Source organism: Mariniflexile soesokkakense (assembly GCF_039650365.1).
In the GTDB taxonomy this organism is placed as follows: Bacteria; Bacteroidota; Bacteroidia; order Flavobacteriales; family Flavobacteriaceae; genus Mariniflexile; species Mariniflexile soesokkakense.
Map to the genome: position 1 here is coordinate 814,860 of NZ_JAZHYP010000001.1, position 26,594 is coordinate 841,453.

The 26,594-nt window shown below is 32.6% G+C and carries 25 protein-coding genes; 6 read left to right on the forward strand and 19 right to left on the reverse strand.

Annotation, left to right across the window (positions count from 1 at the left end; translation table 11 throughout):
* Positions 1-12: 12 nt before the first annotated feature.
* Complete coding sequence (locus VP395_RS03840) at positions 13-4,917, reverse strand: DUF8202 domain-containing protein (RefSeq protein WP_346240385.1); 4,905 nt, start codon at positions 4,915-4,917, stop codon at positions 13-15.
* A 299-nt stretch (positions 4,918-5,216) separates the two neighbouring features.
* Between VP395_RS03840 and VP395_RS03845 the strand changes: the two genes are divergently transcribed.
* Positions 5,217-6,179 (forward strand): tetratricopeptide repeat protein, encoded by a 963-nt coding sequence (locus VP395_RS03845; RefSeq protein ID WP_346240386.1) that lies wholly within the window; start codon positions 5,217-5,219, stop codon positions 6,177-6,179.
* A 3-nt stretch (positions 6,180-6,182) separates the two neighbouring features.
* On the opposite strand, the gene rsmG is transcribed toward VP395_RS03845, so the two are convergent.
* Positions 6,183-6,812: a 16S rRNA (guanine(527)-N(7))-methyltransferase RsmG gene (gene rsmG / locus VP395_RS03850; protein ID WP_346240387.1), complete on the reverse strand. Its 630-nt coding sequence runs from the start codon at positions 6,810-6,812 to the stop codon at positions 6,183-6,185.
* A gap of 142 nt (positions 6,813-6,954) precedes the next feature.
* On the opposite strand from rsmG, the gene VP395_RS03855 reads away from it, so the two are divergent.
* Together VP395_RS03855 and VP395_RS03860 are read left to right on the forward strand one after the other, a co-directional pair.
* Positions 6,955-8,058 (forward strand): fatty acid desaturase family protein, encoded by a 1,104-nt coding sequence (locus tag VP395_RS03855; protein ID WP_346240388.1) that lies wholly within the window; start codon positions 6,955-6,957, stop codon positions 8,056-8,058.
* A gap of 18 nt (positions 8,059-8,076) precedes the next feature.
* Positions 8,077-9,261: a pyridoxal phosphate-dependent aminotransferase gene (locus VP395_RS03860; protein ID WP_346240389.1), complete on the forward strand. Its 1,185-nt coding sequence runs from the start codon at positions 8,077-8,079 to the stop codon at positions 9,259-9,261.
* A gap of 298 nt (positions 9,262-9,559) precedes the next feature.
* On the opposite strand, the gene VP395_RS03865 is transcribed toward VP395_RS03860, so the two are convergent.
* The 16 genes from VP395_RS03865 to trkA all read right to left on the reverse strand — a co-directional run bounded on the left by VP395_RS03865 (position 9,560) and on the right by trkA (position 21,086).
* Positions 9,560-10,018 carry a ferritin-like domain-containing protein gene (locus VP395_RS03865; RefSeq protein ID WP_346240390.1) on the reverse strand — a complete coding sequence of 153 codons (459 nt, stop codon included), beginning with the start codon at positions 10,016-10,018 and terminating at the stop codon, positions 9,560-9,562.
* Between the two features lie 24 nt (positions 10,019-10,042).
* Entirely contained in the window at positions 10,043-10,534 is a 492-nt protein-coding gene (locus VP395_RS03870) for a hypothetical protein (RefSeq protein ID WP_346240391.1), read from the reverse strand.
* Positions 10,535-10,569: 35 nt separating this feature from the next.
* Positions 10,570-11,232 (reverse strand): hypothetical protein, encoded by a 663-nt coding sequence (locus VP395_RS03875; protein ID WP_346240392.1) that lies wholly within the window; start codon positions 11,230-11,232, stop codon positions 10,570-10,572.
* Positions 11,233-11,250: 18 nt separating this feature from the next.
* Positions 11,251-11,604, reverse strand: coding sequence for a hypothetical protein (locus tag VP395_RS03880; RefSeq protein WP_346240393.1), 354 nt, complete (start codon positions 11,602-11,604; stop codon positions 11,251-11,253).
* Positions 11,588-11,998 (reverse strand): hypothetical protein, encoded by a 411-nt coding sequence (locus VP395_RS03885; RefSeq protein ID WP_346240394.1) that lies wholly within the window; start codon positions 11,996-11,998, stop codon positions 11,588-11,590. The genes VP395_RS03880 and VP395_RS03885 overlap by 17 nt, the downstream gene beginning before the upstream one ends.
* Positions 11,999-12,018: 20 nt before the next feature.
* Positions 12,019-12,279 carry a YtxH domain-containing protein gene (locus tag VP395_RS03890; RefSeq protein ID WP_346240395.1) on the reverse strand — a complete coding sequence of 87 codons (261 nt, stop codon included), beginning with the start codon at positions 12,277-12,279 and terminating at the stop codon, positions 12,019-12,021.
* 79 nt (positions 12,280-12,358) lie between these two features.
* Complete coding sequence (locus VP395_RS03895; RefSeq protein ID WP_346240396.1) at positions 12,359-12,511, reverse strand: lmo0937 family membrane protein; 153 nt, start codon at positions 12,509-12,511, stop codon at positions 12,359-12,361.
* Positions 12,512-12,540: 29 nt separating this feature from the next.
* Positions 12,541-13,068, reverse strand: coding sequence for a DUF4142 domain-containing protein (locus VP395_RS03900; protein WP_346240397.1), 528 nt, complete (start codon positions 13,066-13,068; stop codon positions 12,541-12,543).
* Positions 13,069-13,287: 219 nt separating this feature from the next.
* Positions 13,288-15,072 carry a CHASE3 domain-containing protein gene (locus tag VP395_RS03905; RefSeq protein WP_346240398.1) on the reverse strand — a complete coding sequence of 595 codons (1,785 nt, stop codon included), beginning with the start codon at positions 15,070-15,072 and terminating at the stop codon, positions 13,288-13,290.
* The gene (locus VP395_RS03910; RefSeq protein WP_346240399.1) at positions 15,072-15,518 is read right to left on the reverse strand and encodes a response regulator; all 447 of its coding nucleotides are present in this window, start codon (positions 15,516-15,518) and stop codon (positions 15,072-15,074) included. Before VP395_RS03910 ends, VP395_RS03905 begins: the two co-directional genes overlap by 1 nt.
* Positions 15,519-15,539: 21 nt before the next feature.
* Complete coding sequence (locus VP395_RS03915) at positions 15,540-16,103, reverse strand: helix-turn-helix domain-containing protein (protein ID WP_346240400.1); 564 nt, start codon at positions 16,101-16,103, stop codon at positions 15,540-15,542.
* A gap of 68 nt (positions 16,104-16,171) precedes the next feature.
* Complete coding sequence (locus tag VP395_RS03920; protein WP_346240401.1) at positions 16,172-17,284, reverse strand: AI-2E family transporter; 1,113 nt, start codon at positions 17,282-17,284, stop codon at positions 16,172-16,174.
* Between the two features lie 103 nt (positions 17,285-17,387).
* On the reverse strand, positions 17,388-17,573 hold the full coding sequence (locus VP395_RS03925; RefSeq protein WP_346240402.1) for a CsbD family protein: 186 nt from the start codon (positions 17,571-17,573) through the stop codon (positions 17,388-17,390).
* 16 nt (positions 17,574-17,589) lie between these two features.
* The gene (locus VP395_RS03930) at positions 17,590-17,796 is read right to left on the reverse strand and encodes a hypothetical protein (protein ID WP_346240403.1); all 207 of its coding nucleotides are present in this window, start codon (positions 17,794-17,796) and stop codon (positions 17,590-17,592) included.
* A gap of 315 nt (positions 17,797-18,111) precedes the next feature.
* Positions 18,112-19,605: a TrkH family potassium uptake protein gene (locus tag VP395_RS03935; protein ID WP_346240404.1), complete on the reverse strand. Its 1,494-nt coding sequence runs from the start codon at positions 19,603-19,605 to the stop codon at positions 18,112-18,114.
* A gap of 131 nt (positions 19,606-19,736) precedes the next feature.
* Positions 19,737-21,086: a Trk system potassium transporter TrkA gene (trkA, locus tag VP395_RS03940; RefSeq protein WP_346240405.1), complete on the reverse strand. Its 1,350-nt coding sequence runs from the start codon at positions 21,084-21,086 to the stop codon at positions 19,737-19,739.
* Positions 21,087-21,396: 310 nt separating this feature from the next.
* Between trkA and ubiE the strand changes: the two genes are divergently transcribed.
* Entirely contained in the window at positions 21,397-22,122 is a 726-nt protein-coding gene (ubiE, locus tag VP395_RS03945) for a bifunctional demethylmenaquinone methyltransferase/2-methoxy-6-polyprenyl-1,4-benzoquinol methylase UbiE (protein ID WP_346240406.1), read from the forward strand.
* Positions 22,123-22,126: 4 nt separating this feature from the next.
* Positions 22,127-22,855, forward strand: coding sequence for a type IX secretion/gliding motility protein PorT/SprT (gene porT / locus VP395_RS03950; RefSeq protein WP_346240407.1), 729 nt, complete (start codon positions 22,127-22,129; stop codon positions 22,853-22,855).
* Positions 22,856-22,903: 48 nt separating this feature from the next.
* Here the strand turns inward: porT and VP395_RS03955 are convergent, their stop codons facing one another.
* Positions 22,904-23,647 carry a TrmH family RNA methyltransferase gene (locus VP395_RS03955; protein WP_346240408.1) on the reverse strand — a complete coding sequence of 248 codons (744 nt, stop codon included), beginning with the start codon at positions 23,645-23,647 and terminating at the stop codon, positions 22,904-22,906.
* Positions 23,648-23,915: 268 nt separating this feature from the next.
* On the opposite strand from VP395_RS03955, the gene tamL reads away from it, so the two are divergent.
* Positions 23,916-26,465 (forward strand): translocation and assembly module lipoprotein TamL, encoded by a 2,550-nt coding sequence (tamL, locus tag VP395_RS03960; RefSeq protein WP_346240409.1) that lies wholly within the window; start codon positions 23,916-23,918, stop codon positions 26,463-26,465.
* The last annotated feature ends 129 nt before the right edge of the window (positions 26,466-26,594 follow it).

The following is a 26,594-nucleotide window of genomic DNA, read 5'->3' on the forward strand; positions in this document are numbered from 1 at the left end:
AAAAGAGAATCTTTAGTTTATAATAACCTTTTTTGTTACAATTCCCTTTTCTGTATTTAACTTAACTACATAAAGCCCGGTGATAGCTGATACTGGTACAGATACATCTGATTTAGTATTTAATTTCAATGTTTTAATTTCGTTACCAAGAGCATCATATAATACCAAACTTTTTATTTTTATATTATCTGCATTTACAAAGTTCAATTCCGATGATTTTGAATCATAACCAATAAATATTGTATTCACTTCATTATTGGTGGTAGCAATAGCAGAATCTTTAATTTCTGCCTTCATAAATACAAGTTTAAATCTATCATTATAAACACCTGAATCTAAATTAATTTTGAATGGCTCTGCATTAATATTTTTAGTTTCACCAGTTAATTCATCTTTAATAAATAATGAAAGGTTCGACTCCATGTTTTCAATAGTATCAAGCCTAACTTTTACCACACCGCTCTTCTTAACAACTATTCCCAAAGGAAATTCTTGTGACTCATTAAAATCTTTAACTCCTTGAATTACAAACTTATTGTTATTATGAAACCAGTACATATCTTCTACATTCACATCAACCATTAAGGCATCATAACCTAAATCGAAACCATTTGAAGCTTTATTATTGGTCCCCAAAACTAATTGTCTGTGATAACCTAAAGGAGAATCATAAACCAAACGGATGGTTGGTGTGCCTTTTTTTGCTTCATTATTAGAAATTTTACTAGTAGTTTTTCCTTTTGAAGGTTTTAAAAACAATGAGGTAGAACCATTTTCGGTAGCGTAAACACGTTGGCTGTTTTTAAATATAATTGTACCTCCATCTACACTAGAAATCGTTCCGCTATTATCATTTGGGTTTGTTCCTAGTACTGTAGATACAAAAAAGCCTTGGTTTACAGGAATGTATTGCCCCGGTACTTTAGTTCCTATAGCAGCACTTCCCGCATTTGAGGTATTATTAACCCTAGCATCGTTTGAAATTGCTGCTGCACCACCAATTAAATTATAGGTAGCATAGCCTCCAACATACTCTTTTAAATCATGAGAGTTCTCTTCACCAAAATGATCCCAAAAATACAAAGCTCCATTAATAACAGTATTTGCATTGTAGCCTCCTTCGGCAACACTAATGTTATCTAGAATAAACTCATGTGCATCTATTGCTGATGGATATGGATTACCTATTAAACGCTCTACATCACCTGGAGATTTAATTAAATCTAGTGTAATATCTCCGTTATTTGGCAAGCCTTTAAATACATAATTTTGAAGTGTTGATATTGGAACTGCTGCATCACCCCCTGTTCCTTTCATTGTAAATCCCTCTCCTGCAAGTAAAAAAGAGGCTTCATTTATTTTTGTCCAAGCATCATAATTATTTGCAGGTCCGTAAAACTTATATAACCAGTTTGTACTAATAGTTCTTGCAAACCCTGGAGGCGGTATACTACCACTACCATTTGGCGATGTGCTGTATGAAAGATCTTGATATATTCCAGAATTTGTACCATCATTCAAAACACCTGCTATAGAATGATTTGAATTTGTACTTGAAACCCCAGTTCCCCTAGTTGCCGTATCACCTCCAATGGGGCCTACTGAAGACGACCAATAGTTATAATTAAACCCATTAGCTGTACCTTGCTGATCTCTTTCAATATACCCTCCACTATCGGCATCAACAATACTGCCTTCGGTTTGTATTAATTGTGATTCACCTACTAAATCTATAATACCGTCTAGTTCTAAATAATGGGTTATTATTAGTTCCTGACCTGTATTATTTTCTTCAGGCGTAGTAGCTATTGGATCTGCAATTGTTAACGTACCGTCCGTTTGTATTAATCCTAAAAGTGAAATATCCCTATCTCCCGAAGTGATATCGTGTGAAGTTTGAACGATATTCCAATCTACCATAGTAGTACCATCTAAACTTATTGAATTAGGAATTACTTGATCGGTATTATTACTCCAAGTAGTGCCTGTATCCCAATCACCATCAGCAGCTGAAATATACGGCAATGGCGAGGTTTGTGAATCAATTATAGATTTATCTTTATCTAAATATTTTAATCTTAAAAAATTTCTATCATCTGTTAAACCTTCAACTGTTGATCCATAAAAAGAATTAAAATCATAATAGGCCTTTAATTTACTCCAAGAAATTGTAGACACCGCATTACTAGCACTACCCGACGGAATAATTTTACCGCTTACAAGACCTCCTGTAACTTGTTCTATTTCTTGATTCATAAGGTAGTGTATCTGATTATCGGTTAAACCTCGATCCCATATATACACCTCATCTATTTCTCCTAAAAACGGGTTTGAAACAGTATTTTTATCAATATACAACGCTCCAAGAGCAAAATGATTGAAATTTGGAGAAGGTGCATCAACATTTTGTTCTGATTTATCTAAAACACCATCTACATATAAATATATGGTTCCGCTAATGTAAACAAAGGTTATTTGATGCCATTTGCCATCATTCAACAGCATTGTAGATGTGAATCTTGGTGTTACATCATCATCAACCATAACTTCAATTTGGTCACTTGTATTCAACCTAAGTTGCAACTTACTTCCTTTAGACATGATTGTTCTTGGATTTGCACTTGCAGTGTTATTTTTTACCCAAGCTGATATAGTAAAGTCGTTAATATTTAAATTAAGTAAAGACTCACCAACCAAATAGTCTCCCGAAGCTATACTTATTGAATGTTTTTCATAAAATCTAGGAGCTTTACCAAACGTAAAATACTTAGTCCCATCAAAATCATACCAAGTTTTAAGATTTCCGGCACCATCTGCCTTTAAAGGAATAACATCTATAATGTCTGTATTAGAAAAAGCAGAATTATCGGCAACTATTAAAACATATTCCTCATCCGCAGCCAATGTAAAACTACTAAAAGCTGTACTCGGTATTGAGACATATACATTTTCAACATCCCCTCCAGAACCCGATTCAATAGATTCCACAATTTTCCACTTACGATCAATACGTGTTACTGAAGTATTTATTCCTGTTGCAATAGTAATTGAGTTAGTACCAGAACCAGTATAATTTGCATTATTACATCCCCAAACTAAAAAATCACCATTTTCATTAAATTCATTGGGATTAGCACTGTTTGTGCTAAAAACACCATTTAGACCAATAGTAACTTCATTAGTAGTATTTACTGTTTTTGATTGTTTTTGATTTAAATCGGAATCATCATCTCTACCAATTCCCGCAATGTGGTAATTAAAACCTGCATTAGCAGTTATATCCCAGACTGAGGTATTAAATGAATTAATATAATCCTTTTGAGCCTCCGTTGAAGTTCCTAGTGTAATACCATATTTAATAGCTAAGTAAGATTCTATTTTTTGTCTTCCAGCAGCATTTACCCTAGTTCCAAAGGTGAAAATTTCAGCAATTCGCCCATTTAGGCTACCAACAAGATCATAATTTCTACCAATCCAATATTTGCTCCCACCTATATTCGCAAATGAATTAATAACAGGAGATGTTGCTAAAAGGTTAGAATTATATAAAATTTCCTGGCTTGTTGGTGATGTTACGGCATTATTCCTAATATTTATAATACCAACATTAGAATAGGTTGAGCTTATTTCAGCAACGCCATTAAAAGTTCCAGTTCCTGCAACATCTTGATTATAAGACAAGGTTTCATTTGTAAAACCTGATGAGTAATCTCCAAAACCCAATCCAGTAACATCTCCAGCGGTTTCGGAATCTACCCCCGCAAAAATGGTATTTCTAGTAGAAGCATTTGTCATGGTTGCATCTGGAATCATGACAATAAAAATATCTGCACTGTAGAATCCGCTTAAAGGGGTATCACTATTATACATATATTGTTCTGTAGCACCACCATCATTTACAAATTTAACCACCGGATTGAAATTTATATTATCTGTTGCAGTATCTAAATAGGATGGTTCTTTACCAGAAACCGTAGTAGCATTTTTTCCATTCGTACCCACATCAATCCAGTTGATGAGACTAGTGCCAGATGTTGTTATGCCTCTAGTAGATTTTAACCATAACCTAAAATCGGCTGTAATTCCACCAGGACCAGGAATACTATAGTTAAACATTTCGGCACTTACATTAAAAGTATAGGTTGTATTGGCAGAATTTGTAATACTAATGGTTGATGTTTGTGTTCCGGTACCAGCTACTGGCCCTGTAAAAGTAACGGGTAAAATAACATAAGAACCAGAGGCTACACTTGTAGTAAAACCCGAAGGTGTATAATTGGGCAATAACACGTATGGTGGTACAGAAAAATCACTTAACGAGCTAGAAACTGCAGAAATATTAAGTGGACAACCTCCTGTATTTGCTATAATATAATAACGTGTAATACTTGCTCCTTCTTCTACTATTCCAAAATAAGTTCCGTTTGCCGCAGTTGTATTTACCGATCCATTAACAATATCGGCCGAAGGGCTTCCTCCTAACACATTGATTGCTGGGGAACCACCTATTGAAAATGTAAAGGTAAAATTAGGGTCCTGTTTAACGCTTATTGTTATATCTGTATTGGCGCCACAATTACCACTAATATTGGTTATAGTAAAATCAACTTTCTTGGTTTTACCATTACAACTTTGGGTATCTACGTTTGTTGGAATCTTATCTGTAGAAAGTGAAAAATCTGTGGTATTTGTAATAGAAATATCTTCAATCTTTACTTTATCACAATCTGTTCTAGTATTTGTAATCCTAAAAGAAATGGTGTTACCTGATGAAATTGAGACGGTAGAACCACCCGAAACTGTTGAACCTCCTAAAATTTCAACTTGAATATCTTGTGCCCTAATTTGATTATTAAAAAGAAAAAATAAAAACACCAACAAAAGCGTTAGTAAATTTGAGAGAGAGTGAAATTTCATATTTACGAAAGTAAATTAACAATAGCAATGCAAATGGGATGTGATTTATTATTAAAAAACTGTATTTTTCACAAAACATTTAACACAAATTTAATATAAATTCGATGAAATACAACTTTTTATTCACAAAAAGGACACTTTTACACAAAACATATAACTTCACCTTCATTTTAAATATACATTTGAAAAAGCAGTATTCAATATCACATGGAAGGAGTTCTAGATGATACTTTAATTTAAAAATGTAAAAAATATTACTAAATTTAACCTTTAATACTCAAATCTATTACACAATTAAAATGAAAAGAACTGTTATCATCATAATCCTTATAATTTGCCAGAACCAAATTTATGGACAAGCCAATAAACTTTTCAGGAAAGCGACTAAGGCTACGGATTTGAATGAAAAAATAGAGCTTTACACTAAAGTCATAGAGCTTGAGCCAAAAAATCTGGATGCCTATTTTTACAGGGGCATTGCTAAAAACGATCTAGGAGACTATTCAGGGGCTATTGTAGATTATTCTAAAATAATTGTTTTGCAACCCGATGCCGACACTTACTATAATAGAGGAAATTCCCGTTATAGCTTGAAAAATTTTACTGGCGCACTAGATGATTACCAAAATGCCGTTAAACTTGACCCCAACTTTATTGACGCCCTTTACAGTTTAGCCTGTGTAAAATATGATTTAGGCAATTATGAAGACGCCATAAAAGATTTTACATCAGTAATAAAAGCGGTACCTACCCAACCAAAAACCTACTTTTTAAGAGCTGCCGCCTATGTAGCTTTAGAAAAATACCCTTTAGCTCTAAATGATTATTCGCTAGCTATTTTAGCTGATCCAAATAACTCCGACTCATACTACAACCGAGGCGTTTTTTATTTAGACATCAATTATTATGAAAAAGCAAACCTAGATCTTTCAATTGCTTTAAAACTCAATGAAAATAATAGCTATGCCTATTTTTACAGAGGCTCCTCTTTTTTACTTTTAGGAAAATACAATGAAGCTATTTTAGATTATACCACAGCACTTCGATTTGACTCTTTAGATTTTGATGCGCTTCTTGGTTTGGCATTGATTTACTATAAAATGAACGATTTGAACAATGCTAAACTATATTTTCAAAAAGCAAAAGCCATTATTTCTCCTAAAACAAATCCTGAAACCATTGAGCCATTTAAAAACACCTATTGGTTTCAAAACCAATATTACTTTTTTAACGAAAATTTCAACGAACTCTCAAAACTTTAACTATCACCCCCTGTACTTTAAAGGCAAATGCACTACTTTTTTAGTTTCGTAAAAATCTTCAGTGTAATAATCGCTTAAATTGTAAATAGTAGCTGTTTTATAATCTTGTAATTCCTCTGTTAAATCACCTCCTTTTAAATATAGAATTCCATTTTTAAGTTCATGTTTCTGTTCTTTAGCTATTTTGCCTTTAACCCAATGGGTAAAAGTTGGCATAATGGCTACGGCTCGACTTACAATAAAGTCGTAAGTATCGTTTATGTCTTCTACGCGACTATGGGTTGTTTTTACATTGGTTAAACCTAAACCATCAACAACCTCATCAACCACTTTTAACTTTTTAGCAATGCTATCAACCAAATGAAATGAACAGTTTGGAAACAAAATAGCCAAAGGAATACCAGGAAACCCACCACCTGTACCAACATCTAAAATCTTGCTACCATCTTTAAATTCAATTACTTTAGCAATACCTAATGAATGTAAAACGTGGCGCAAATAAAGTTCGTCAATATCCTTACGAGATACCACGTTTATTTTCAAATTCCAGTCTTGATAAAGCGCTTCTAATTGTTTGAATTTACTTATTTGGTCGTCCGTAAGATTTGTAAAGTATTTTAATATCAGATCCATTCATGTTAAATTTTCAACAAAAATATACTTTTTAAGTGCATATTTTTACAAAAAAACGTTATTACTTAAGTTGGTTTATACCTATCTTTGCACCGTATTTAATATAGCCAACTAATTATTTACAGCACATTAAATTAATAGCATGACAAAACAAACCCTTTCATTTTCAAGAACAGACTCTGCAAAGTTCTTTAGAACGCTTAACAAACGCGTTAATGATTACTTTAAAGATAACCACATAAAAAGAACAGGGAACTGGAAATTATGGGCAAAAACAATTGTTATGTTTTCCTTATTTTTAACCCCTTACTTCTTGATTTTATCGGTGGCTTCTATTCCTGGTTGGGCACAACTTTTATTAACCGTAGTAATGGGCATAGGTATGGCTGGTGTTGGTATGAACGTGATGCACGATGGCAACCATGGGTCGTTTTCCAACAAAGAATGGATTAACCGATTAATGGGAAGTAGCATCTATATTCTTGCAGGAAATGTATACAATTGGCAGGTACAACATAATGTATTGCATCATACCTATACTAATATTCATGGGCATGATGAAGACTTAGAAGCAGGACGTATTTTACGTTTTACTGAACATTCTGAATGGAAATGGTACCATAAATTCCAACAATATTATTCGGTTTTACTTTACGGGTTATTAACTATTAATTGGGCAATTACTACCGATTTTCAGCAAATGAGCCGCTACATGAAACGTAAATTATCTTATGGAAAATACCCAAATCCTATATGGAATTGGAGCAAGTTGGTAATTTCTAAAGTTATTTATATTGCCATTTGGATTGTACTACCAATGTTGATTTTAGATATCGCTTGGTGGAAAATTTTAATAGGATTTTTTCTGATGCATTACACCGCAGGTTTAATTTTAAGCGTAGTGTTTCAATTAGCACACGTTATGGAAGATGCTGAAATGCCTTTACCTGAAAAAGATGGCACTATGAAAAACACATGGGCAGTTCATCAACTTAAAACAACCATAAATTTCAGCACAAAAAACAGAATAGTAAATTGGTTTACCGGTGGATTAAACCACCAAGTGGAACACCATATTTTCCCACACATTAGCCATGTTCATTATACTAAAATTTCAAAAATAGTTAAGGAAACCGCTAAAGAATTCAACTTACCTTACAACGAATATAAAACTACCCGTAAAGCTATTATTGCCCATTTCAAACATTTAAAAGAAATGGGAATGAAACCAGCTTTACACGTCTAACAATTATTATTTTTTTAAATGCAATTACTATCCGATAGAATTTTAAACATGGCTCAGTCTGCTACCTTAGCTATGGCTGCAAAAGCAAGAGAGTTAAAAGAAGAAGGCAAAGACATTATTGGGTTAAGTTTGGGCGAACCAGATTTTAACACACCCGACTTTATTAAAGATGCCGCAATTCAAGCAATTAACGACAATTACAATTCGTACTCACCAGTTGATGGATATGGCGATTTAAAACAAGCCATCATCACTAAATTTAAACGTGACAACGGCTTAACTTATACACCAAACCAAATTGTAGTTTCTACAGGTGCAAAACAATCGTTGGCCAACATTGCTGCGGTTATGACCAACAAAGGTGATGAAGTTATTATGCCTTGCCCTTACTGGGTTAGTTATGCCGATTTAGTAAAATTAAACGATGGTATTCCTGTTGAGATCCCTACAACTATAGCTACCGATTTTAAAATGACACCCGCACAGTTAGAAGCTGCTATTACACCAAAAACAAAAATGATTTGGTTTAGTTCGCCTTGTAACCCAAGTGGTTCAATTTATAGTAAAGAAGAGCTAAGAGGGTTGGCAGATGTATTGGTAAAATACCCAAATGTTTATGTCGTTTCTGATGAAATTTACGAACACATCAACTATGTTGGTGGTCATGCTAGTATGGCTCAGTTTGAAGATATGTACGACCGCACGATTACTGTAAATGGCGTATCGAAAGCGTTTGCAATGACGGGATGGCGTATTGGATACATTGGTGCTCCTGAAAAAATTGCTCGTGCATGCAACAAAATGCAAGGGCAAATTACAAGTGGCGCTAACTGTATTGCACAACGTGCTACTATTACAGCGCTTAACGAATCGCCTAGTCGTGTTCAATATATGATTGACGAGTTTAAAGTGCGTCGTGATTTAATTTTAAGCTTATTAAACGAAATTGAAGGTTTTAAAACAAACGTTCCTGAAGGTGCTTTTTATGTGTTCCCGAACATTTCTTATTTCTTTGGAAAAACGCTACGCGGAACAACAATAAACAATGCTTCCGATTTTTCTATGTTTTTATTAGCAGAAGCTTTAGTTGCCACTGTTGATGGTGAAAGTTTTGGAAACCCTGATTGCATTAGAATTTCATACGCTGCTTCACAAGAACAAATTATTGAGGCTATTAAACGTATTAAAGAAGCTGTGAGTTAAAAAAACTTAGCTTCATAACATATAAAAAAAAGACTGCCGAAAAAGCAGTCTTTTTTTTTTTGCTGTACTTAATATATTATTAGTTTACAGCGTCTTCAACTTCATCGGCAACATCATCTACTGAATCTTCAATGCCATCCCCTACTTCTTCAACACCATCTTCAATTTTTTCCCCTGCTGTTTTTTTCTCTCTCTACAGCTGGCAAAAATAGTTCCTGCTGCGACTAATAATAAGAATGTATATGCTAACTTTTTCATCTTTTTCTTTTTAAAGTTAACAATGCTTTTTTAACTGATATTACTTAGCAATATCTTCAAGTCTTTTTACAGTACCCAAAGCTGTTTTGACACTGACTAATTGATTGTATATTATATTATTAACATCAGAATAATTACTGACTTTCTCAAGTTGCTTTTCATACTCGTTTACACTGGCTTCTTCACCTCTAATACATTCTTCTAAAATAGCTTCATCTGTATTAGAGCTTAACGTGGTTTTTACATCAATCCATGCTCTGTGCGCCGATCCTAAAAGCGAACCATCTGTTACAGGTGTTCCATTTAAGTTTCTTATTAAGCCATCTAATTCATTTGCAAACTGACTTCTTTGTTTTGCTTTAACTTTCAGCCAATCCTTTAAAATTTCATCATCGGCTATTTGCATTATTTGTTTGTAACCTGCTTCAGCATCATAATTTTTCTGAAGCAATTCTTGTAATATATTTACTATTTCTTTATTTGCTTTTGTAATTTCCATAATTTTTATTTTTATAATTTAGATTTAAAACTGATACCTAATACCCAAGGCAATATCAAAATCTAAGTCGTTGTTATCATAAACTTCGTCACCAAAACCTATTTCTGGTCTAAAGTCTAACGAAATCAATAAAGGAATATCAAAATTGTATTCTATCCCAATATCACCTGCTGCAAATGCAAACGTATCGTTATAATCATTACCGTTATTATTGTTAAAACTATATGAGCCTATACCGCCACCAACACCAGCGTACCAATTAAAACCGCCATCTATATTCCAAACCCATTGGTGCAACGCTGCCAGCTTAAAACCATCATAATTTTTACCATCTCTCCAACCTAAGTCTAATTCTAACCTACGGTCTGGAGCTAAACGTGCTTGATAGGATATTTCGGTCCCGAAACCATCACTATCACCTAATCGTAACCCTAATGCGTTTTTCGAAATATCTTGTGCATTCATTGATACACTTGCTACTAATACTAGAATACCTGTTATTAAATATGTTTTCATTTTTTTAATTTTTTAAGTTATTTATACACTAATGATTATTTTTTTGCTTCGGCGTTTTCATCCGATTTGGCGCCCATTCTATTAAAGGTATACATAGCTGAAAACTTTAATTTTAAAGCAGCAATTTTTCTATTATCGGCACTTGATAAGCCTTCGTTTTCAACCGTATTTTTTCTGGTATCGATAGCTTCATAAATCAATTTGATTTCATCCCAGTCTTCACGAGAATACGAATCTTTATTTTTATCAACGGTATCAACAAAATTTTGGTAAACATCTAGAATGTTATCTTTATTAATCCATTCGAATTTCATGTCATCACCTGTATAATGGCTTCCTAACAACGACTGGCGCATCATCTTTTTAGAATTTTCTGCTTCCTTTCTTTCATGTTCGGCAATCACTTCTGCTTTAAAGGTTTCGTATTTTAAAGTAGATTCGTCTATTTCCATTTGCAAATCGGCACTTTCTTTAACAGATGCGATTGCATTATTAGTTTCAGCCTTCATTTCTTGATAGTTAGCTTCAATAGCTTCCCAGTTTTCAGCAGCTTTATCAGCAGCTACCTGACTTACAGAATCTATATAAGCTTCATAACTATCTATTTTTTCTTGAGCCATTTCTTTTTGGCTATCGGTGCATGCTACTAGCATGACCGATGCAGCAACTATTCCTAATGTTATTTTTAATGTTTTCATTTTTTTTATTTTTTTAACTTATTCTTCTTTATTTGTATCTGTACTTACTTTTTTCGAAATAAAATTGGTTACAGCATACTGTAAAACATACCCTAAAATTTTCTTTACTAAAGAATTTGATTTACCAACTATTATCTTTTTTGAAAAATAACCTCCTGTAATACTTAGTATGGTTTCAAAAAGATTTGTTTTTACTTCTGGCACCTCTCTAAAATCTTTTACAGCTTGGTTGAATATATTTATAGGTCTAAAATTTTCAGAAGTTTCATAAAATTGAAGTTTTAATTCTTCATATTCCTTCTTTCTTCTTTTTTCAAGAAGCACTATAGCATCATTTAACAATTCTATTTGATTTTTAGGCTTCTTCATCATCGGCTTCTTTAAGGATGTTTGGAATGTTAAAATCTGAATTTTTAGATTTCAATAATTTTGCGATTATTAAGTTGGCTACAGGCATTTTAATGATTTTGTCTTTAAACTTATAAAGCACTAAAGCCAATACCAGATAAAACCCAGACACTATAAAAAACCCTAAATAGTATTCGTCTAACAGGTTGCCTATAAATAAGCTTAGACCTACATTAACAAACAATGTAAACATGGTAACAACTATAACAATAAGCACTATAGAAGTTAAAGACGAAAGCACATCGGCTGTTTTATCAACCGTATTTAAGGCAAATAATTCTGCACTTGTTTCTGTGTACTTTTTAGCCTTTTCATAAAGCATATCTATACTTTTTGCCATGTTTGTGGTGCTATTCATTTTATTATAAGTTTTAAAATTTACAGCTTAGAATTTACTGTATCCTTTACTTCCTTTTTTCCTTTTTCTAGAATTTCTTCCCCTTTATCCACTGCCGATTCATATTTTTTTGAAACGGTATCTAAAAAATTATCAAACTCTTCTTTTAAACTTTCTTTAGCTTTTACAGATTTGTCTTTAATTTTTTTTCTTGTTTTTGATCCTTTATCTGGTGCAAACAATATTCCTAATACGGCTCCTGTAGCAATTCCTGCTAATACGCTTAATACAGTTTTTTTCATAATTTTTAATTTTTTTTTTGATTTATAATTTGCCATCAACCATATGATGGTATTTTGTTATTTTAAGTTTGTATATAAACTACACGCCTTTACCTCCAATTAATCTTAGTAATATGGCTATTATAGCAATTACTAATAAAATATGGATTAATCCTCCAGCACTGTAAACAAAGAACCCTAAAGCCCAACCTATTACAAGTACTACCGCTACTAGATATAATAAACTTCTCATAATATTTAATTTTTAAATTGTTAGTAATTCTATTTAAGTGTTTTATGTGTTTGATATAAATTATAATTCAACTTCACTAATGCTTTAACTGTTAACACCCTAAAATCCAAATCGTTTGTTATGGTAGATAGATATTCTAATTCTGTTATTTCACTTTCCAATAACTCTTTAACCTTATTTAAATACACTTTAGAAAAACTAGTATCATCAATTTTAGACAACTCATTAATTTCTTTTTCATCCAACCTTATTGGTAGCAGTATTAATTTTTTTTCAGCTAATTCATTTAAGCTCCTTCTAATTTCCATGTTATCTTTTTTCAACTTATTTGAAATAGTTTTTATACCATACACACTGCTTTTTTCTAGTGATAAACTACTTAAAGCAATTATAGTTTCGTTTAACATTGATATGTCTGAGAGTACTTTTGCTTCCTCTATATTGGTTTTTACTCTAACGTATACAGCTTCATTATTGTATAGTTTATTTTGGCTTTCTTCTTTTTTAAAATCGCAAAAAGTAAAGCTGACACATACTGTTATAATTAGTGAGAGCACTAAATACTTTTTTATGGTTTTTTTAATTATCACTTGCTGTTCTTTTCTACATTACAAAGATGCAACCCAGACAGGGGTTTTTCGTTACAGCATTTTTAGTGTTTGTTATAGAATTTCAACACATGCCCAACAAAGCCATGTTTTTAGCATAAAAAAGCCCCAAAGTGTTTAACTTTAGAGCTTTTTTTTTGGTGAAACTATTTTGAATTATTAAATTACTTATTCAGGAAGATAAATGGTGAAAGTAGCACCTAATTGAGGTTCGCCATGCGCCATAATAAACCCATCGTGGTTATCTACAATCTTCTTACAAATTGAAAGCCCTACACCCGTTCCTGAATACTCTTGTTTGTTGTGAAGCCTATTGAATAATTCGAATATTTGATCTGCATATTGCTGTTCGAAACCAATACCATTATCTGAAAAGAGAATTTTATGATAATTTCTTTTGGGTACTTTCATCAAATTTTCATCGTCTTTAGAGTTAATTTTTGAATATGCTATTTTAATAATGGGAGCAACATCCTTTTTACTATACTTTAACGAATTGCTTAATAAGTTTAAAAACAATTGGTGTATTTGAAACGGTATTACAGACAGAATTGGCAGCTCATCATTTCTAATTAAAGCTTCCTTGTCTGTAATGGTTTCTGCTACATCTTGTTTTGCATTTTCTAGCAGTTCGTTCAAATTGGTTAAAACAAATTCTTTATCCGGTTTATTGGTTCTAGAAAACTGTAATAAATCATCTATTAACAAGCGCATTCTGGTGGCAGACACATTGATGCGTTCTAGGTATTGAAGTCCAGAACTTGAAAAGTTTTTTGCTTCTTTTTCTTCTAGTCTAGATATAAAGGTTTGTATTTTCCGCAAAGGCTCTTGAAGGTCATGACTGGCTACGTAATTGAACTCTGAAAGTTCTGCATTGTTTTTCTCGAGTTCTAAATTACGTTCTTCAAGTTGTAAATAGTTTTCAATTTCATCTGAAATATCAGTAATATTGCCAATAATTCGTTTATCTCCATCACCATTCACTAGCAGTTTACCATAGCCTTTTATATACCTTACCGTACCATCCCTTTTAATAATTCTGAAATAAATAAAAGGTAAATCTTCTACCTTCATCATTTTATCCATTTCGGTAGCAAACTTTTGTTTATCGTCTGGATGAACAAAAGCTATAAGATTTTCTAAAGTTGGATTAAACCCTCCCGGTTTTTCACCTAAAACCTGATATAAATTATCTGAAAAAACAAAAGTATTTGTATCTAAATGCCATACCCAATTACCGTGCTTCCCAATGGTCTCTAATTGAATAGTGGCTTCTTTAAATATGGACAATTGATTATTAAACAACTTGATGTTTTTAAAATCGTTGCTTATCCTATTATATGAAATTATGATTAGTACCAAGGTGAACAACAATAATAAATACAAGAATAATGGCGTAAATTGCAAATTGCTTTGATACTGTTTTTGGCGCTCTTTAAGTAACTTGTTTTCAAGGGCAATCATCTCATTGATTTTCTGCCTGATAGAATCCATGATAATCTTTTCTTCAAAAAAGTTAGATTTAAATTCCTCTGTTAATGTGAGCCCGTTTTCAACAAAAGCGTTGGTTTGTGTGAAATTTTTAAACAGAGCATCAATATATTTACTTAATGTTTTTAAATTTCCTTCTTGAGCCTCACTATGGCTTGCTATTTCTTTTAATTCGGCAAAAGACTCATTAACCTTTTCTCTAGCTGATAAATAGGGCTCTAAGTGAGACGTATCTTTAGTTAAAATATAATTTCTGTGTCCATTTTCGGCATCTTTTAAGTATGAAATAACCTGTTCTAACTCAACATTAACCTTATAAGTGCTAACAACCTGTTTGGTAGAGTTTGTTAAATTAGAAATATGCCGATATGTAAAACCGCCTATTACAAGAATAAGAAACACGCTAACCAAAAACACGATTCTTAAAAATAAAGCCGATCTTGAAAACACTTGTTTAATCATTACAGCCTCATTAAAAAATTATCTTTGTTTAAACCATTGGTATGGTATTGCCAATTCATAGAAACGACTTCTGATAGTACTTTTTTAAGTTGCTTGAAACTGCTTGGTTTTTTAATATAAATATTGGCACCTAATACAAAGGTTTCTTCAATATCTTCTTCGGATGCTGATGTTGAGTAAATGGCAATAGCAATATCTGCCATGTTACTGTTTGCCTTAATTTCGTTTAAACACTCTATTCCGGATTTTTTTGGCATATTTAAATCTAAAAAAAGCACATTTGGTAAAATAGATGCTTCACTGTTTAAGTAGTCCATAAGTTCTACACCATCGTTAAAGATATTTACTTTGGTGTTCATATTTAGTTCATCAAAAGCATCACTAAAAAACAGTCTGTCATCTTCATCATCGTCAGCAAGGATAATATGTATATAGTCGTTTGGCATAGGGATTTTTATAAATACAAGTTAGTTTTTTTGTTGGGCAATAGTTCTTCTTTTTGAAATAATACGCTGAAAAGCAGAAGGTGTTATACCCGTGTTATTTTTAAATTGCGTGCTTAAATGTGCCACACTGGAATAATTAAGTTTGAAGGCTATTTCGGTTAAACTTAAATCGGTAGTCAATAACAATTGTTTGGTATATTCTATTTTTTGAATGATGATAAAATTTTCAATGGAAGTATAAGTAACCTCTGAAAACAAATTGGAAAGATACCCGTAACTATGCCCTAATTTCTCCGATAAATACACCGAGCTTTTTACGTTTATGGGATCCTCTTCATTAAAAACCATATCTACAATAGCGTCTTTAATTTTCTGAACTAAAATACTTTTTTGGTTTTCTACTATTTCAATGCCATAATCGTTCAGGGCAGTATTTAAAGTTTCATAGGTTTCCGAAGGTACTTTTTCCAACAACTCAACTTCTCCAAAAGCAAGAATTCTGTACTTTATATTGAGTTCACCAAGTTTTGTTTCTAAAACTTTTTTGCAAATGGTATTAAAGTCGAACTTTATAAATAATTTCATAAGGATTTTTAATTATTGTAAAGTTAAGAAAGCATTTTGTTTTAACCTTAATTAATTTTAGACTATACTTATTTAGCTTTCCTTATGCGTTTCCATTTTTTTAAACGAATCCTTGCTTTACTTTGAAGATGCTTATCTATAGGTTCTCCTATAAGAAATCCATAAGCCTCATATCCGGGCGTATTATCGAATAATATTTTTAAGGTGGCCGTAATGGGTAGTGCTAAAACCATACCTGTTATGCCCCAAAGCATGGAAAACAATACCAATGATGTAATAACAACAAAGGCATTAACACTTACTTTAGAACCAGTAATTTTAGGCGTTATAAAATTACCTTCCAAAAATTGAATAAACCCAAAAACAGCAATAACGCCAACAGCATACCACGCAGAATCTTTAGTTGCCAAAGCAAGTATTGCCGGTAATAACGAGCCAATAATAACTCCTATATAAGGAATTAACAGTAAAAGCGCCGCTAAAAACCCAAAGAAAAACGGATTACCTATGCCCAAAAGCAACAAGCCCAAACTATTTAAACAACCAACAATTATAATGACCTTAATTAAGCCCAGTAAATAATTTTGTTGAATGGCATAAATCTTTTTCAAAATGCTATTTATGAACGATTTTGATTTTGACCTGAATACTTTATATAAAAATGTCCTAAAAAAAGAACGGTAATACAGGAAGAAAAATATGTAAATGGGTATTAAAACCAAATCGCCTAGAAAACTGCTAGACTCCGTTAAAATAACACCTATTTTATCTAGATTATCTTTAATAATGTTTTCGGCTTTAAATTCACTTTGTGAAAAAAACCTATTGTTTCCAATATTAAATGTGTGCTCTAATCTGTTAACAGATTTGTGGAACAATTCTCCTAATTTTTGCGAATACAACTCGCTATTATCCATAAAATAGATTAACCGCGAGCTAATTAAAAAAAAGAGTAATGCCGTTAAAAAAAACAAAGTTAGCATAGAAACGAGAGTTGCAAATAACCTATGGCATCTCCATTTTTTTTCAATAAACCTTTGAATAGGAAATATCATAACGCTAAGTATAATAGCGAAAAGGATAGGCACTATAAAAGGCTTTAACACATATAAAATAAAAACCACAGCAATAAGAGACAATAAACTTAATGCACTGTGATTGATGTGTTCTTTTGTGCTCATATATGTATTATAAATATTAAAAAACTGTCTAGAGATTACAAAGTACGATTTCACTAACCAACCAAACAACCATAGTTTGTAACTATTCTAGACAGTATATTTTCTACAAATCAGAAATAATATCATATATTTCATCCTTAGTTTTTCCTAGTTTTTCTTGCAATCTACCTATTAACTCGTCTTGTTTCCCTTCTACTAAAAGCAAATCATCATCTGTTAATGAAGCGTATTTTTGTTTTAATTTTCCTTTTAACTCGTTCCAGTTTCCTTTTATTTCAGTTACGTTCATAATTCAAATTCTATTGTTAAACCTTTTTACCGCCTACAAAACCAATAAGAAGCGCCACAAGTCCCAAACCTATAGTTATATACGCATTGGTGTTGTCTTGTGCTTCAACAAGGTCTAAATCTCCAATACTAATTTGTGTTTCTGGAATTATCATGGTATAAATACCATAACCTAGCAACACAATACCTACTATTACTAAAATTGATTTTACACCCTTGTTCATAGCTCTTTAATTAAATGGTTATAAGAGCACTTTACTCTTTGACACAAAGGTAGAATAGCAGTAAGGGTTGGCTGTTACACAATTTTTATAGATTATTATAGAATTTTAATAAGGTGAGGGGTTTGGTGTATAAAAGCCTATCAAAAAAAACACTGTTCACTGTCCGTTGGAGCTCAGTGAACCAAAACCAGCAACATTTCAACTGTGCTCCAGAGCGACACAGTTTCTAAACTTGTTTCAGAATAAAGGGAACGCCCAATTAATACAAAACTCAAAAAAATAATGAGATTCCTGCCTGCACAGAAATAACAAAAACTATCTATTCCGCCAAAAGAATGGCGTAAATAAAATAAGCACAGTAAAAAGTTCCAAACGACCAATAAGCATTAAAAACGACGACCACCATTGCGCCAACGGTGGCAATGCGGCATAGTTGTTTACAGGTCCGAAACTACCCAATGCAGGACCAATATTGCCCAAACTGGAAGCAGATAACCCTATGGCAGATTCAAAATCTATATGAAACATAGAAAACACCAAAGCGCCTATAATAAACGATAGCATATACAAGATAAAAAACGCCAACACGTTAAACACAATAAACCTATTTATGGCTTTATTGTTATACCTTACAGGTACAATTGCATTAGGGTGAAGTGTGCGTTTAAACTCTAAAAAGCCGTTTTTTATAAGTATTAAATGGCGTACTACTTTGACGCCACCCGAGGTACTACCTGCAGAACCACCAAGAAACATGAGTCCGAAAAAGAAAACCACCAAAAAGGGTGTCCATAAGGTATAATCGGCGCTTATAAAACCGGTTGTAGTAATAACGGTTAATACTTGAAATAAGGCGTGTCTAAAAACACTTTCACTTTTGCCCCAAACCATGGAGTGATTTATGGACGATTTTGATACATCTGCCTGAAAATAAATAACAAGTGCCGCTATAATGGTAAAAACAACCACAAACTTAAAGTAGAGTTTAAACTCTTCGTCCTTTATTATTTTTTGAACTTTGCCTTTAAATGCAAAATAACTTAACACAAAGTTTGAACCTGCCAAAAACATAAACAATATAATGATGTATTGAATAATAGGCTGATCATTCCAATAGGCAACACTAGCATTTTTTGTTGAAAACCCGCCTGTGGACAAGGTTGCCATAGAGTGGTTTATCGCATCGAAAAAAGACATACCTGCCAATTTAAGCAACAGTGTTTCGGCTGCAGTGTAGCCGAAATAAATAAGCCATAATCGTTTGGCTGTATCTGTAATTCTAGGGTGCAATTTATCGCCGCTAGGACCTGGTGCTTCGGCTGCAAAAAGCTGCATCCCACCTATTCCCAGTAATGGTAAAATAGCAATAGCAAGTACAATAATACCCATACCCCCTATCCAGTGTGTGGTACTGCGCCAAAATAATACGCCTTTTGGTATAATTTCAATATCGTTTAAAATTGAAGCTCCTGTAGTGGTATAACCAGACATGGTTTCAAAAAAAGCATTGGTGAAATTTGGGACACTACCTGTTAACACATACGGTAATGTACCAGACAAAGACATGATAATCCAACCAAAGGTTACTACAATGTAGCCTTCGCGCTTATTCATTTCTTTTTTATGGTTAGTAGTAAGAAGCATAGCCACTATACCAATTATAATGGTAAAAATACCAGCAAAAAATATTTGTAGAGCTACACCATCATTATAAAAATAACTTACAAGCGCTGATAACAGCATAAAACCCCCATTAAACAATAGCAGTAAGCCTAAAAAGTGAAAAATGATTTTATAGTTGAGTTTCAATGATATGTTTTTTATTTGCCACTATTGCTATTTAGAATAAAACCTTATTAAATTACCTTAAAATAATAAAACGTTTTTTTTAGTTTGAAAATCATAAAAAATATTCGTGTATTTGTGAATATTCATCCATTTTAAAGAAATAATTTCTCTACCCTTTTTATAGATTGAAGTAAACAGCATACTACAACCTTATCACCTTCTTGAATTTTGAAATTACCAAGAGCAATCATACCAACATCGTTTCTAATAACGCCCCCAATAATTGCAGATCTAGGAAAATCGATAGCTTTAATAGTTTTATTACAAACTGCCGATGTGCCTTTTACCTCAAACTCCAATAACTCTGCATTTAAATTATTAAGCTTCGTCATGGCAACAACTTCACCTCGGCGTATATATCTAAAAATATTATTAGCTGCTAATAACTTTTTATTTACCAATGTATCGATACCTATGGAGTGCGACAGTTCAAAATAATCCATATTTTCAACCAATGCAATGGTTTTTTTAATGCCTTTAGATTTAGCCACTAAACAAGACATGATGTTAGTCTCAGAATTTGCACCAACAGCAATAAAAGCATCCATTTCAGCAATATTTTCTTCTTCCAACAAGTCTACATTGCGCCCGTCACTATTAATAACCAATACCTTTGTTAGTACTTCTGCAATTTCGAATGCTCTATCTCTATTCCCTTCTAAAAGTTTTACATTAAAGCCCTTTTCGCTTAAATCTCTAGCGGTTTTAAAACCAATTTGACTTCCGCCTAAAATCATCACGTTTTTTAAGGCTCTATTTGTTTTCCCGGTAAGTCTGCAAAGCTCATCAGCACCACCCTCCGAGGTTATAAACACCACATTATCACCCCGTTTAAACTTAGTATCCCCACGAGGAATGATAGTATATTGCGTACCAAAACGTTGAATAGCAATAGGTACAAAATGTAATTCAGGAAAAATTTGAGCAGCTTCTTTTACGGTTTTGCCAACAAACGACGCCGACCTAGACAGTGTTAAGCCTGCCATGGTAAGTGCTCCATTTTCAAACTCGTAATTTTCGTTAAATGAAGATTGTTTTAAAGATAGTTCAATCTCAGATGCCGCTAAGGCTTCAGGAGAAATCAACTCATCAATACCAAACTTCGTAAATCCCACCTCTTCTTTGTGGTGTATAAACTCGGTATTAGAAATTCTGGCAATGGTTTTTTTAGCACCCAATTGCTTTGCTAACACACATACTGTAATGTTAGTAGTTTCGCTAGATGTTACGGCTATAAATAAATCGCAAGTATTAACACGCGCTTCCTTTAAAATAGAAATAGACGTGGCATCGCCCCTAATAACTCTAATATCTAAATGGGTATCTGCGTAAGCTAAACTTACTTTGTTTGGGTCTATTAAAGTAATTTCTTGAGATTCGTAAGATAATAATTTAGCCAAATGAAATCCTACTTCACCAGCTCCAGCAATAATTATTTTCATGTGTTTACTTCTATTGTTTTTTCAATGGTCACATGGTACAGCCATATAATAATTTCAATGTGTATCAAAATTTAGTTATGGATGCTTCATCTATATTTATTTTTTAAAACACCATTGAAAAGTACTGCAATATACTATAATTTACAATTTGTACATTAAAATAGCTTTATGTAACCAATAAATCGTGCCAGTTGTAAAAATTAAATGATTTAAAAAAGCTAAAATTATTCTTGCAATACTGCATTTAGGTTTTAATTGATATTTTAAAGTAGAAATAAATTATGTAGGTTTGCCAAAAAAAAACAGAGCATTGTCGAAAATTAAGCCATACAAGAACAGCGATTTAGGAAAAAAAGAACAGGTAACTAAAATGTTTGATACCATTTCTGGAGATTACGATGGGTTAAACCGCGTTATTTCGTTTGGAATAGATATTAAATGGCGAAAAAAAGTAGTTAAACTGGTTAAGGAAAGTAACCCAAACACCATTTTAGATATTGCCACTGGAACAGGCGATTTAGCAATAAATTTAGCCGAAACCAATGCTACTAAAATTATTGGTCTGGACATAAGTAGCGGCATGCTTGAAATTGGTAAAGCAAAAATAAAGAAGAAGGCATTGGAATCTAAAATCGAGATGGTTTTAGGTGATAGTGAAAACATGCCTTTTGACGACAATAGTTTTGATGCTATTACCGTAGCCTTTGGTGTACGTAACTTTGAAACTTTGGAAAATGGGCTAAAAGAAATTTACAGAGTGCTAAAACCCAATGGTACATTTGTTATTTTAGAAACCTCCATGCCTACTAAGTTTCCTTACTTACAAGGTTATAAATTTTACACCAAAAACATTTTACCATTAATTGGAAAATTATTTTCTAAAGATAGAAGTGCTTACAAATACTTATGCGAATCGGCATCTGTTTTTCCTTATGGTGAAGCTCTAAACAATATTTTACGTAAAATTGGGTTTATTAATGTTGAAGATTTTCCGCAAACTTTTGGTGTTGCGACCATTTATAAATCGTCAAAATAAAACTATGAAGTACTTTTTTGCATTAATATCGATTGTATTTATTTTTGAAACATCTAATGCGCAATTATTTAGAAAAGAAAAAGTAACCTATGATGCTAACCAAGGAAGAGGCTCTACCGATAACAACTTATTGCGTTGGGGTTACTTTTTAGGTATTAACAATTACGATTTTAACTTTGATTACAATGAAGATTTACGTGACATTTATGTAAAACGAAGTCCTGGTTTTAGTGTTGGTTTAATAGGGAATTTACGCATTAACGAGTTTCTGGATTTACGTTTAGAACCCGGTTTATTAATTACCACTCGCGAACTTTATTACAGCCAAAGTTATTTTCAGGGTACAACATTTACAGATTCCGATTTAATACGAGAAGTTAAATCTACATACATACATATACCGTTATTATTGAAAGTTTCCACCAAACGTATTAACAACTTCAAACCCTTTATTGTAGGTGGTTTTTCTACAGCTTTAAACTTATCAAGCAATGAAACAAACCCTAACGATAACAGTAACGGGCAGTTTAGGACTACCTCAAACAATCTATTTTACGAACTTGGTTTTGGTATCGATTTTTACTTATACAATTTTAAATTCACACCTTCTATTCGAGGGATTTTTGGAATTAACGACGAACTTGTTCATGATGAAGACCCAAATAGCCCTTGGACAAGCAACATAAACAGCATGAAAACCAGAGGTGTTTTTGTTAATTTTACGTTTCAATAGGTTTTAGGTTGTTAGTTGTTAGAAATATTAATTGTTAATTGTTAATTGTTAATTGTTAATTCTCCTTTTAAACTCACTTAACAAAATAGCTGTGGCGGTAGCTACATTTAAACTTTCGGTAGCTTGTAAATCGCCAAATCTTGGGATGGATATTTTATCTGTAATAATAGCTTCTACTTCTTTTGACACCCCATTGGCTTCATTCCCCATAACCAAAACACCCTTTTCTGGTAATTGTTTTGTGTAAACATTTTCACCTTCCATAAAAGCACCGTAAACCGGTAAATTGGTAGTTTTTAGAAATATAACCAAATCAACATAATTAATAGTTACTCTTGCAATAGAGCCCATAGTGGCTTGAACAACTTTAGGGTTAAAACAATCTACCGTTTCGTTACTACAAACCAAATTTTTCACCCCAAACCAGTCACAAAGTCTAATAATCGTTCCTAAATTTCCTGGGTCTCTAACAGCATCAAGCGCAACCATCAGTCCGTTTGCATCTATAGGTTTTGATGTTGGTATTTTAAAAATTGCCAGTGCCGTATTAGGTGTTGTTAAAAAGCTAATACGCTTTAAATCGGTTTCAGAAATTAAAACTTCATCCCGATAGTTATTGGGATTGGCATCACTATTGAATGTTTCTGTCGTATATAACGCATGAAGTTCTAATTGAGATTGTAACAGTTCCTTTATTGTTTTAACACCTTCAACAACAAAAAAACCGTGTTGCTGTCTGTGTTTTTTTTGTTTTAAACTCGTTATTAGTTTTATCTGGTTTTTAGAGAGCATGACGTTATATTAATTAATATGATTTTTTATAAAGAAATGAAAACACCATTGTTTCAAACACAAATTATTTAAATATTATTTTCACTGAAAATAATGTATTTTTGAGTCCGCAAAGGTCTTTATTTTTCTAAACAAATAGTATATAAACACCCTTAACCTGAATTAATTTTTATTTCATTTGAAATGAGTTATAAAATACTTCACAAAAAAATACGAATTGCAATATTACGAATTGCATCTGACCATTTAAAAAAATAGAAAATAGCAGATGAAACAACCATTTTCAAAAATAACACTTTTAATAGTATTTACAGCACTCATAATATCTTGTGATGCGGTAAAACGAGTTGCCGAAAATGAACATTTACTTACCAGTAACACCGTTTTTATAAACGGTAAAAAAGACAAAACCGAATTAATAAATAATTTGTTGTACCAAGAACCCAATAGCAAAATACCCGTTATTGGCACCCCCTTGCGTTTACATATATATAATTTAGCACGCAATAACAGAGATTCTTTATTTGAAGCTTGGTTAGATAAAAGTCCAAACCGTAGAGAACGTTTAACAAAGCGCTTATCTAAAAAACAGTTAGATAAATTAAAAGAATCTTCAATAGGGTTTAATAATTGGCTACGTAAAACAGGGGAAGCTCCGGCAATTGTTAGCGAAGAAAAGGTCACAAAATCTACAAAAAGGCTGGAAGCTTACTACATAAATAATGGATGGTTTGATGTTGAAACAACTTACAGAATTAACAAAAAAGAAAATAAACGTGCCGATGTAGAATATCATGTTGAAACAGGCACGCCCTTTGTTTTAGATACAATTTCAGAAAAAATAAAGTCAAGCATTATTGATTCTATCTATCAAAAAACAAAAAAGAATACAGTAATTAATCGCAACCAGCAATACAGATCTTCAAACTTTTCAATGGAACGTGAACGTATTTCTAACGAATTACGCAACTCTGGCGTCTATTATTTCAACCAAGATTATATTACTTTTGAAATGGACACCATTGGCACAAACAAAAAAGTGAATATTGAGCTTCAAATTCAAAACAGGGCCATAAGAACACAAGATTCGGTTAAACGTGTGCCATTTAACATTTACAAAATTAAGGATGTCAATATTATAACCGATTATACTTTTGAAAATAAAGATAAAGCTTTTCAAGATTCCATAATCTATAAAGACTACAAAATTTATGGTTACAACAAGATAAAATATCGCGCCAAGGCTTTAACCGATGCCGTTTTTATTACTCCAAATACTATTTTCAAAGACAGCGACCGAACATTGACCTACAGGCACATTAACGAATTACGCACTTTTAAATACCCGAATATTGAGTATATAGAAAACGCAAACCACACCTTAACGGATACCATTAGGCTAACCCCGTTAAAAAAATTCAGTTTAGGTTTTAGTGCCGATGTATCGCAAAGCAACATACAAACAGTAGGTTTTTCATTAAACCCAAGTTTAATGATTAGAAATGTTTTTAGAGGCGCCGAAACTTTAGAATTATCGGCCATTGGCGCTATTGGTGCTTCAAAAGACAAAAACAATATTAACGACCCGTTTTTTGACATTAATGAAATTGGTGCCGATTTAAAACTAACCATTCCACGATTCTTTTTTCCATTTAATACTGAAAAAATTATTCCAAAATATATGTCGCCAAGTACTAGAATAAGTTTGGCAACAACCAGTCAAACCAACATTGGGCTAGATAAGCAAACCTTTTCCGGTATTTTTAATTATAATTGGCAACCTTCAGCCAAAGTAACCGATAGGCTCGACGTTTTTAATATTCAATATGTTAGAAATTTAAATATTGAAAATTATTTTAGAATTTACGACAATTCATTTAGCGTGCTCAATCAAATTGCTAGAGACATTAATTATATTGATGATGATGCTAGTTTAAACATTCCAAATTCTGGAAACCCTGTAAACCAAGCAGATATTTTTATAAATGATGTATTAACTAATAACACCTCTTTAAACCCCAATGATTCTGGATTTAAGTCCGTTTCTGGTATTAATGAGCGCAAACAACGTTTAACAGAAAACAACTTAATAATATCTTCAAGTTTCAGTTTAACAAACGATGAACGCACCAATTTATTTGACGACGATTTCTCCATTTTCCGTTTTAAAGTAGAGCTGGCAGGAAACCTGCTTTCTAGTGTATCTAACCTTGTAGGTCTCAAAAAAAACAACAATAACCGTTATGAATTTTTTAATGTGGCGTATTCACAGTTTGTAAAAACAGAATTCGATTATGTTAAACATTGGAGTTTGGGCAAAAAAAACATACTAGCTGCAAGAAGTTATTTTGGCATTGCCATACCTTACGGAAACTCCAGTAACATTCCTTTTTCTAAAAGTTTTTTTGCTGGAGGCGCCAACGATAATCGTGCTTGGACCGCCTACCGCTTGGGTCCTGGAAGTTCAGAATCCAGCAACGAGTTTAACGAGGCCAACCTTAAGTTAGCCTTAAGCGTTGAACAGCGCTTTAATATTTTTGGAAATTTAAATGGTGCTGTTTTTGTGGATGCCGGTAACATTTGGAACGTACTGGACGATGTTAAAGATGAAAACGCCACATTTTCAAACCTCAGCTCTTTAAAAGATATCGCTGTTGGTTCAGGTTTTGGGTTACGTTATGATTTTAGCTTTTTCATATTCCGTTTTGATTTAGGCTTCAAAACCTACGACCCCTCATACCAAGAACAAAACCGTTGGTTTAACGACTATAATTTTTCTAATGCCGTGTATAACATTGGTATTAACTATCCCTTTTAACATTAAAACATCCCTCGTAAACTATAACGTTTTAGTGCTTATTTACTGGTTTCAAATCATAAAAACACTAAAAATGTTTTAAAAATTGATTACTTTTGAAACTTACAAACTAAAATAAAATTTCAAATA

What these genes read in the sequence shown, in the direction of transcription:
- VP395_RS03890 (WP_346240395.1), bottom strand. Translation starts at nt 12,279, where the DNA reads ATGAAAAAAACTGTATTAAGCGTATTAGCAGGAATTGCTACAGGAGCC.
- VP395_RS03915 (WP_346240400.1), bottom strand. Translation starts at nt 16,103, where the DNA reads ATGAAATTATTTATAAAGTTCGACTTTAATACCATTTGCAAAAAAGTT.
- VP395_RS03955 (WP_346240408.1), bottom strand. Translation starts at nt 23,647, where the DNA reads ATGCTCTCTAAAAACCAGATAAAACTAATAACGAGTTTAAAACAAAAA.
- VP395_RS03840 (WP_346240385.1), bottom strand. Translation starts at nt 4,917, where the DNA reads ATGAAATTTCACTCTCTCTCAAATTTACTAACGCTTTTGTTGGTGTTT.
- VP395_RS03870 (WP_346240391.1), bottom strand. Translation starts at nt 10,534, where the DNA reads ATGAAAACATATTTAATAACAGGTATTCTAGTATTAGTAGCAAGTGTA.
- VP395_RS03855 (WP_346240388.1), top strand. Translation starts at nt 6,955, where the DNA reads ATGACAAAACAAACCCTTTCATTTTCAAGAACAGACTCTGCAAAGTTC.
- VP395_RS03930 (WP_346240403.1), bottom strand. Translation starts at nt 17,796, where the DNA reads ATGAACAAGGGTGTAAAATCAATTTTAGTAATAGTAGGTATTGTGTTG.
- VP395_RS03920 (WP_346240401.1), bottom strand. Translation starts at nt 17,284, where the DNA reads ATGAGCACAAAAGAACACATCAATCACAGTGCATTAAGTTTATTGTCT.
- tamL (WP_346240409.1), top strand. Translation starts at nt 23,916, where the DNA reads ATGAAACAACCATTTTCAAAAATAACACTTTTAATAGTATTTACAGCA.
- VP395_RS03910 (WP_346240399.1), bottom strand. Translation starts at nt 15,518, where the DNA reads ATGCCAAACGACTATATACATATTATCCTTGCTGACGATGATGAAGAT.
- VP395_RS03885 (WP_346240394.1), bottom strand. Translation starts at nt 11,998, where the DNA reads ATGAATAGCACCACAAACATGGCAAAAAGTATAGATATGCTTTATGAA.
- VP395_RS03845 (WP_346240386.1), top strand. Translation starts at nt 5,217, where the DNA reads ATGAAAAGAACTGTTATCATCATAATCCTTATAATTTGCCAGAACCAA.
- porT (WP_346240407.1), top strand. Translation starts at nt 22,127, where the DNA reads ATGAAGTACTTTTTTGCATTAATATCGATTGTATTTATTTTTGAAACA.
- VP395_RS03865 (WP_346240390.1), bottom strand. Translation starts at nt 10,018, where the DNA reads ATGGAAATTACAAAAGCAAATAAAGAAATAGTAAATATATTACAAGAA.
- VP395_RS03875 (WP_346240392.1), bottom strand. Translation starts at nt 11,232, where the DNA reads ATGAAAACATTAAAAATAACATTAGGAATAGTTGCTGCATCGGTCATG.
- rsmG (WP_346240387.1), bottom strand. Translation starts at nt 6,812, where the DNA reads ATGGATCTGATATTAAAATACTTTACAAATCTTACGGACGACCAAATA.
- VP395_RS03860 (WP_346240389.1), top strand. Translation starts at nt 8,077, where the DNA reads ATGCAATTACTATCCGATAGAATTTTAAACATGGCTCAGTCTGCTACC.
- trkA (WP_346240405.1), bottom strand. Translation starts at nt 21,086, where the DNA reads ATGAAAATAATTATTGCTGGAGCTGGTGAAGTAGGATTTCATTTGGCT.
- VP395_RS03925 (WP_346240402.1), bottom strand. Translation starts at nt 17,573, where the DNA reads ATGAACGTAACTGAAATAAAAGGAAACTGGAACGAGTTAAAAGGAAAA.
- VP395_RS03880 (WP_346240393.1), bottom strand. Translation starts at nt 11,604, where the DNA reads ATGATGAAGAAGCCTAAAAATCAAATAGAATTGTTAAATGATGCTATA.
- VP395_RS03895 (WP_346240396.1), bottom strand. Translation starts at nt 12,511, where the DNA reads ATGAGAAGTTTATTATATCTAGTAGCGGTAGTACTTGTAATAGGTTGG.
- VP395_RS03905 (WP_346240398.1), bottom strand. Translation starts at nt 15,072, where the DNA reads ATGATTAAACAAGTGTTTTCAAGATCGGCTTTATTTTTAAGAATCGTG.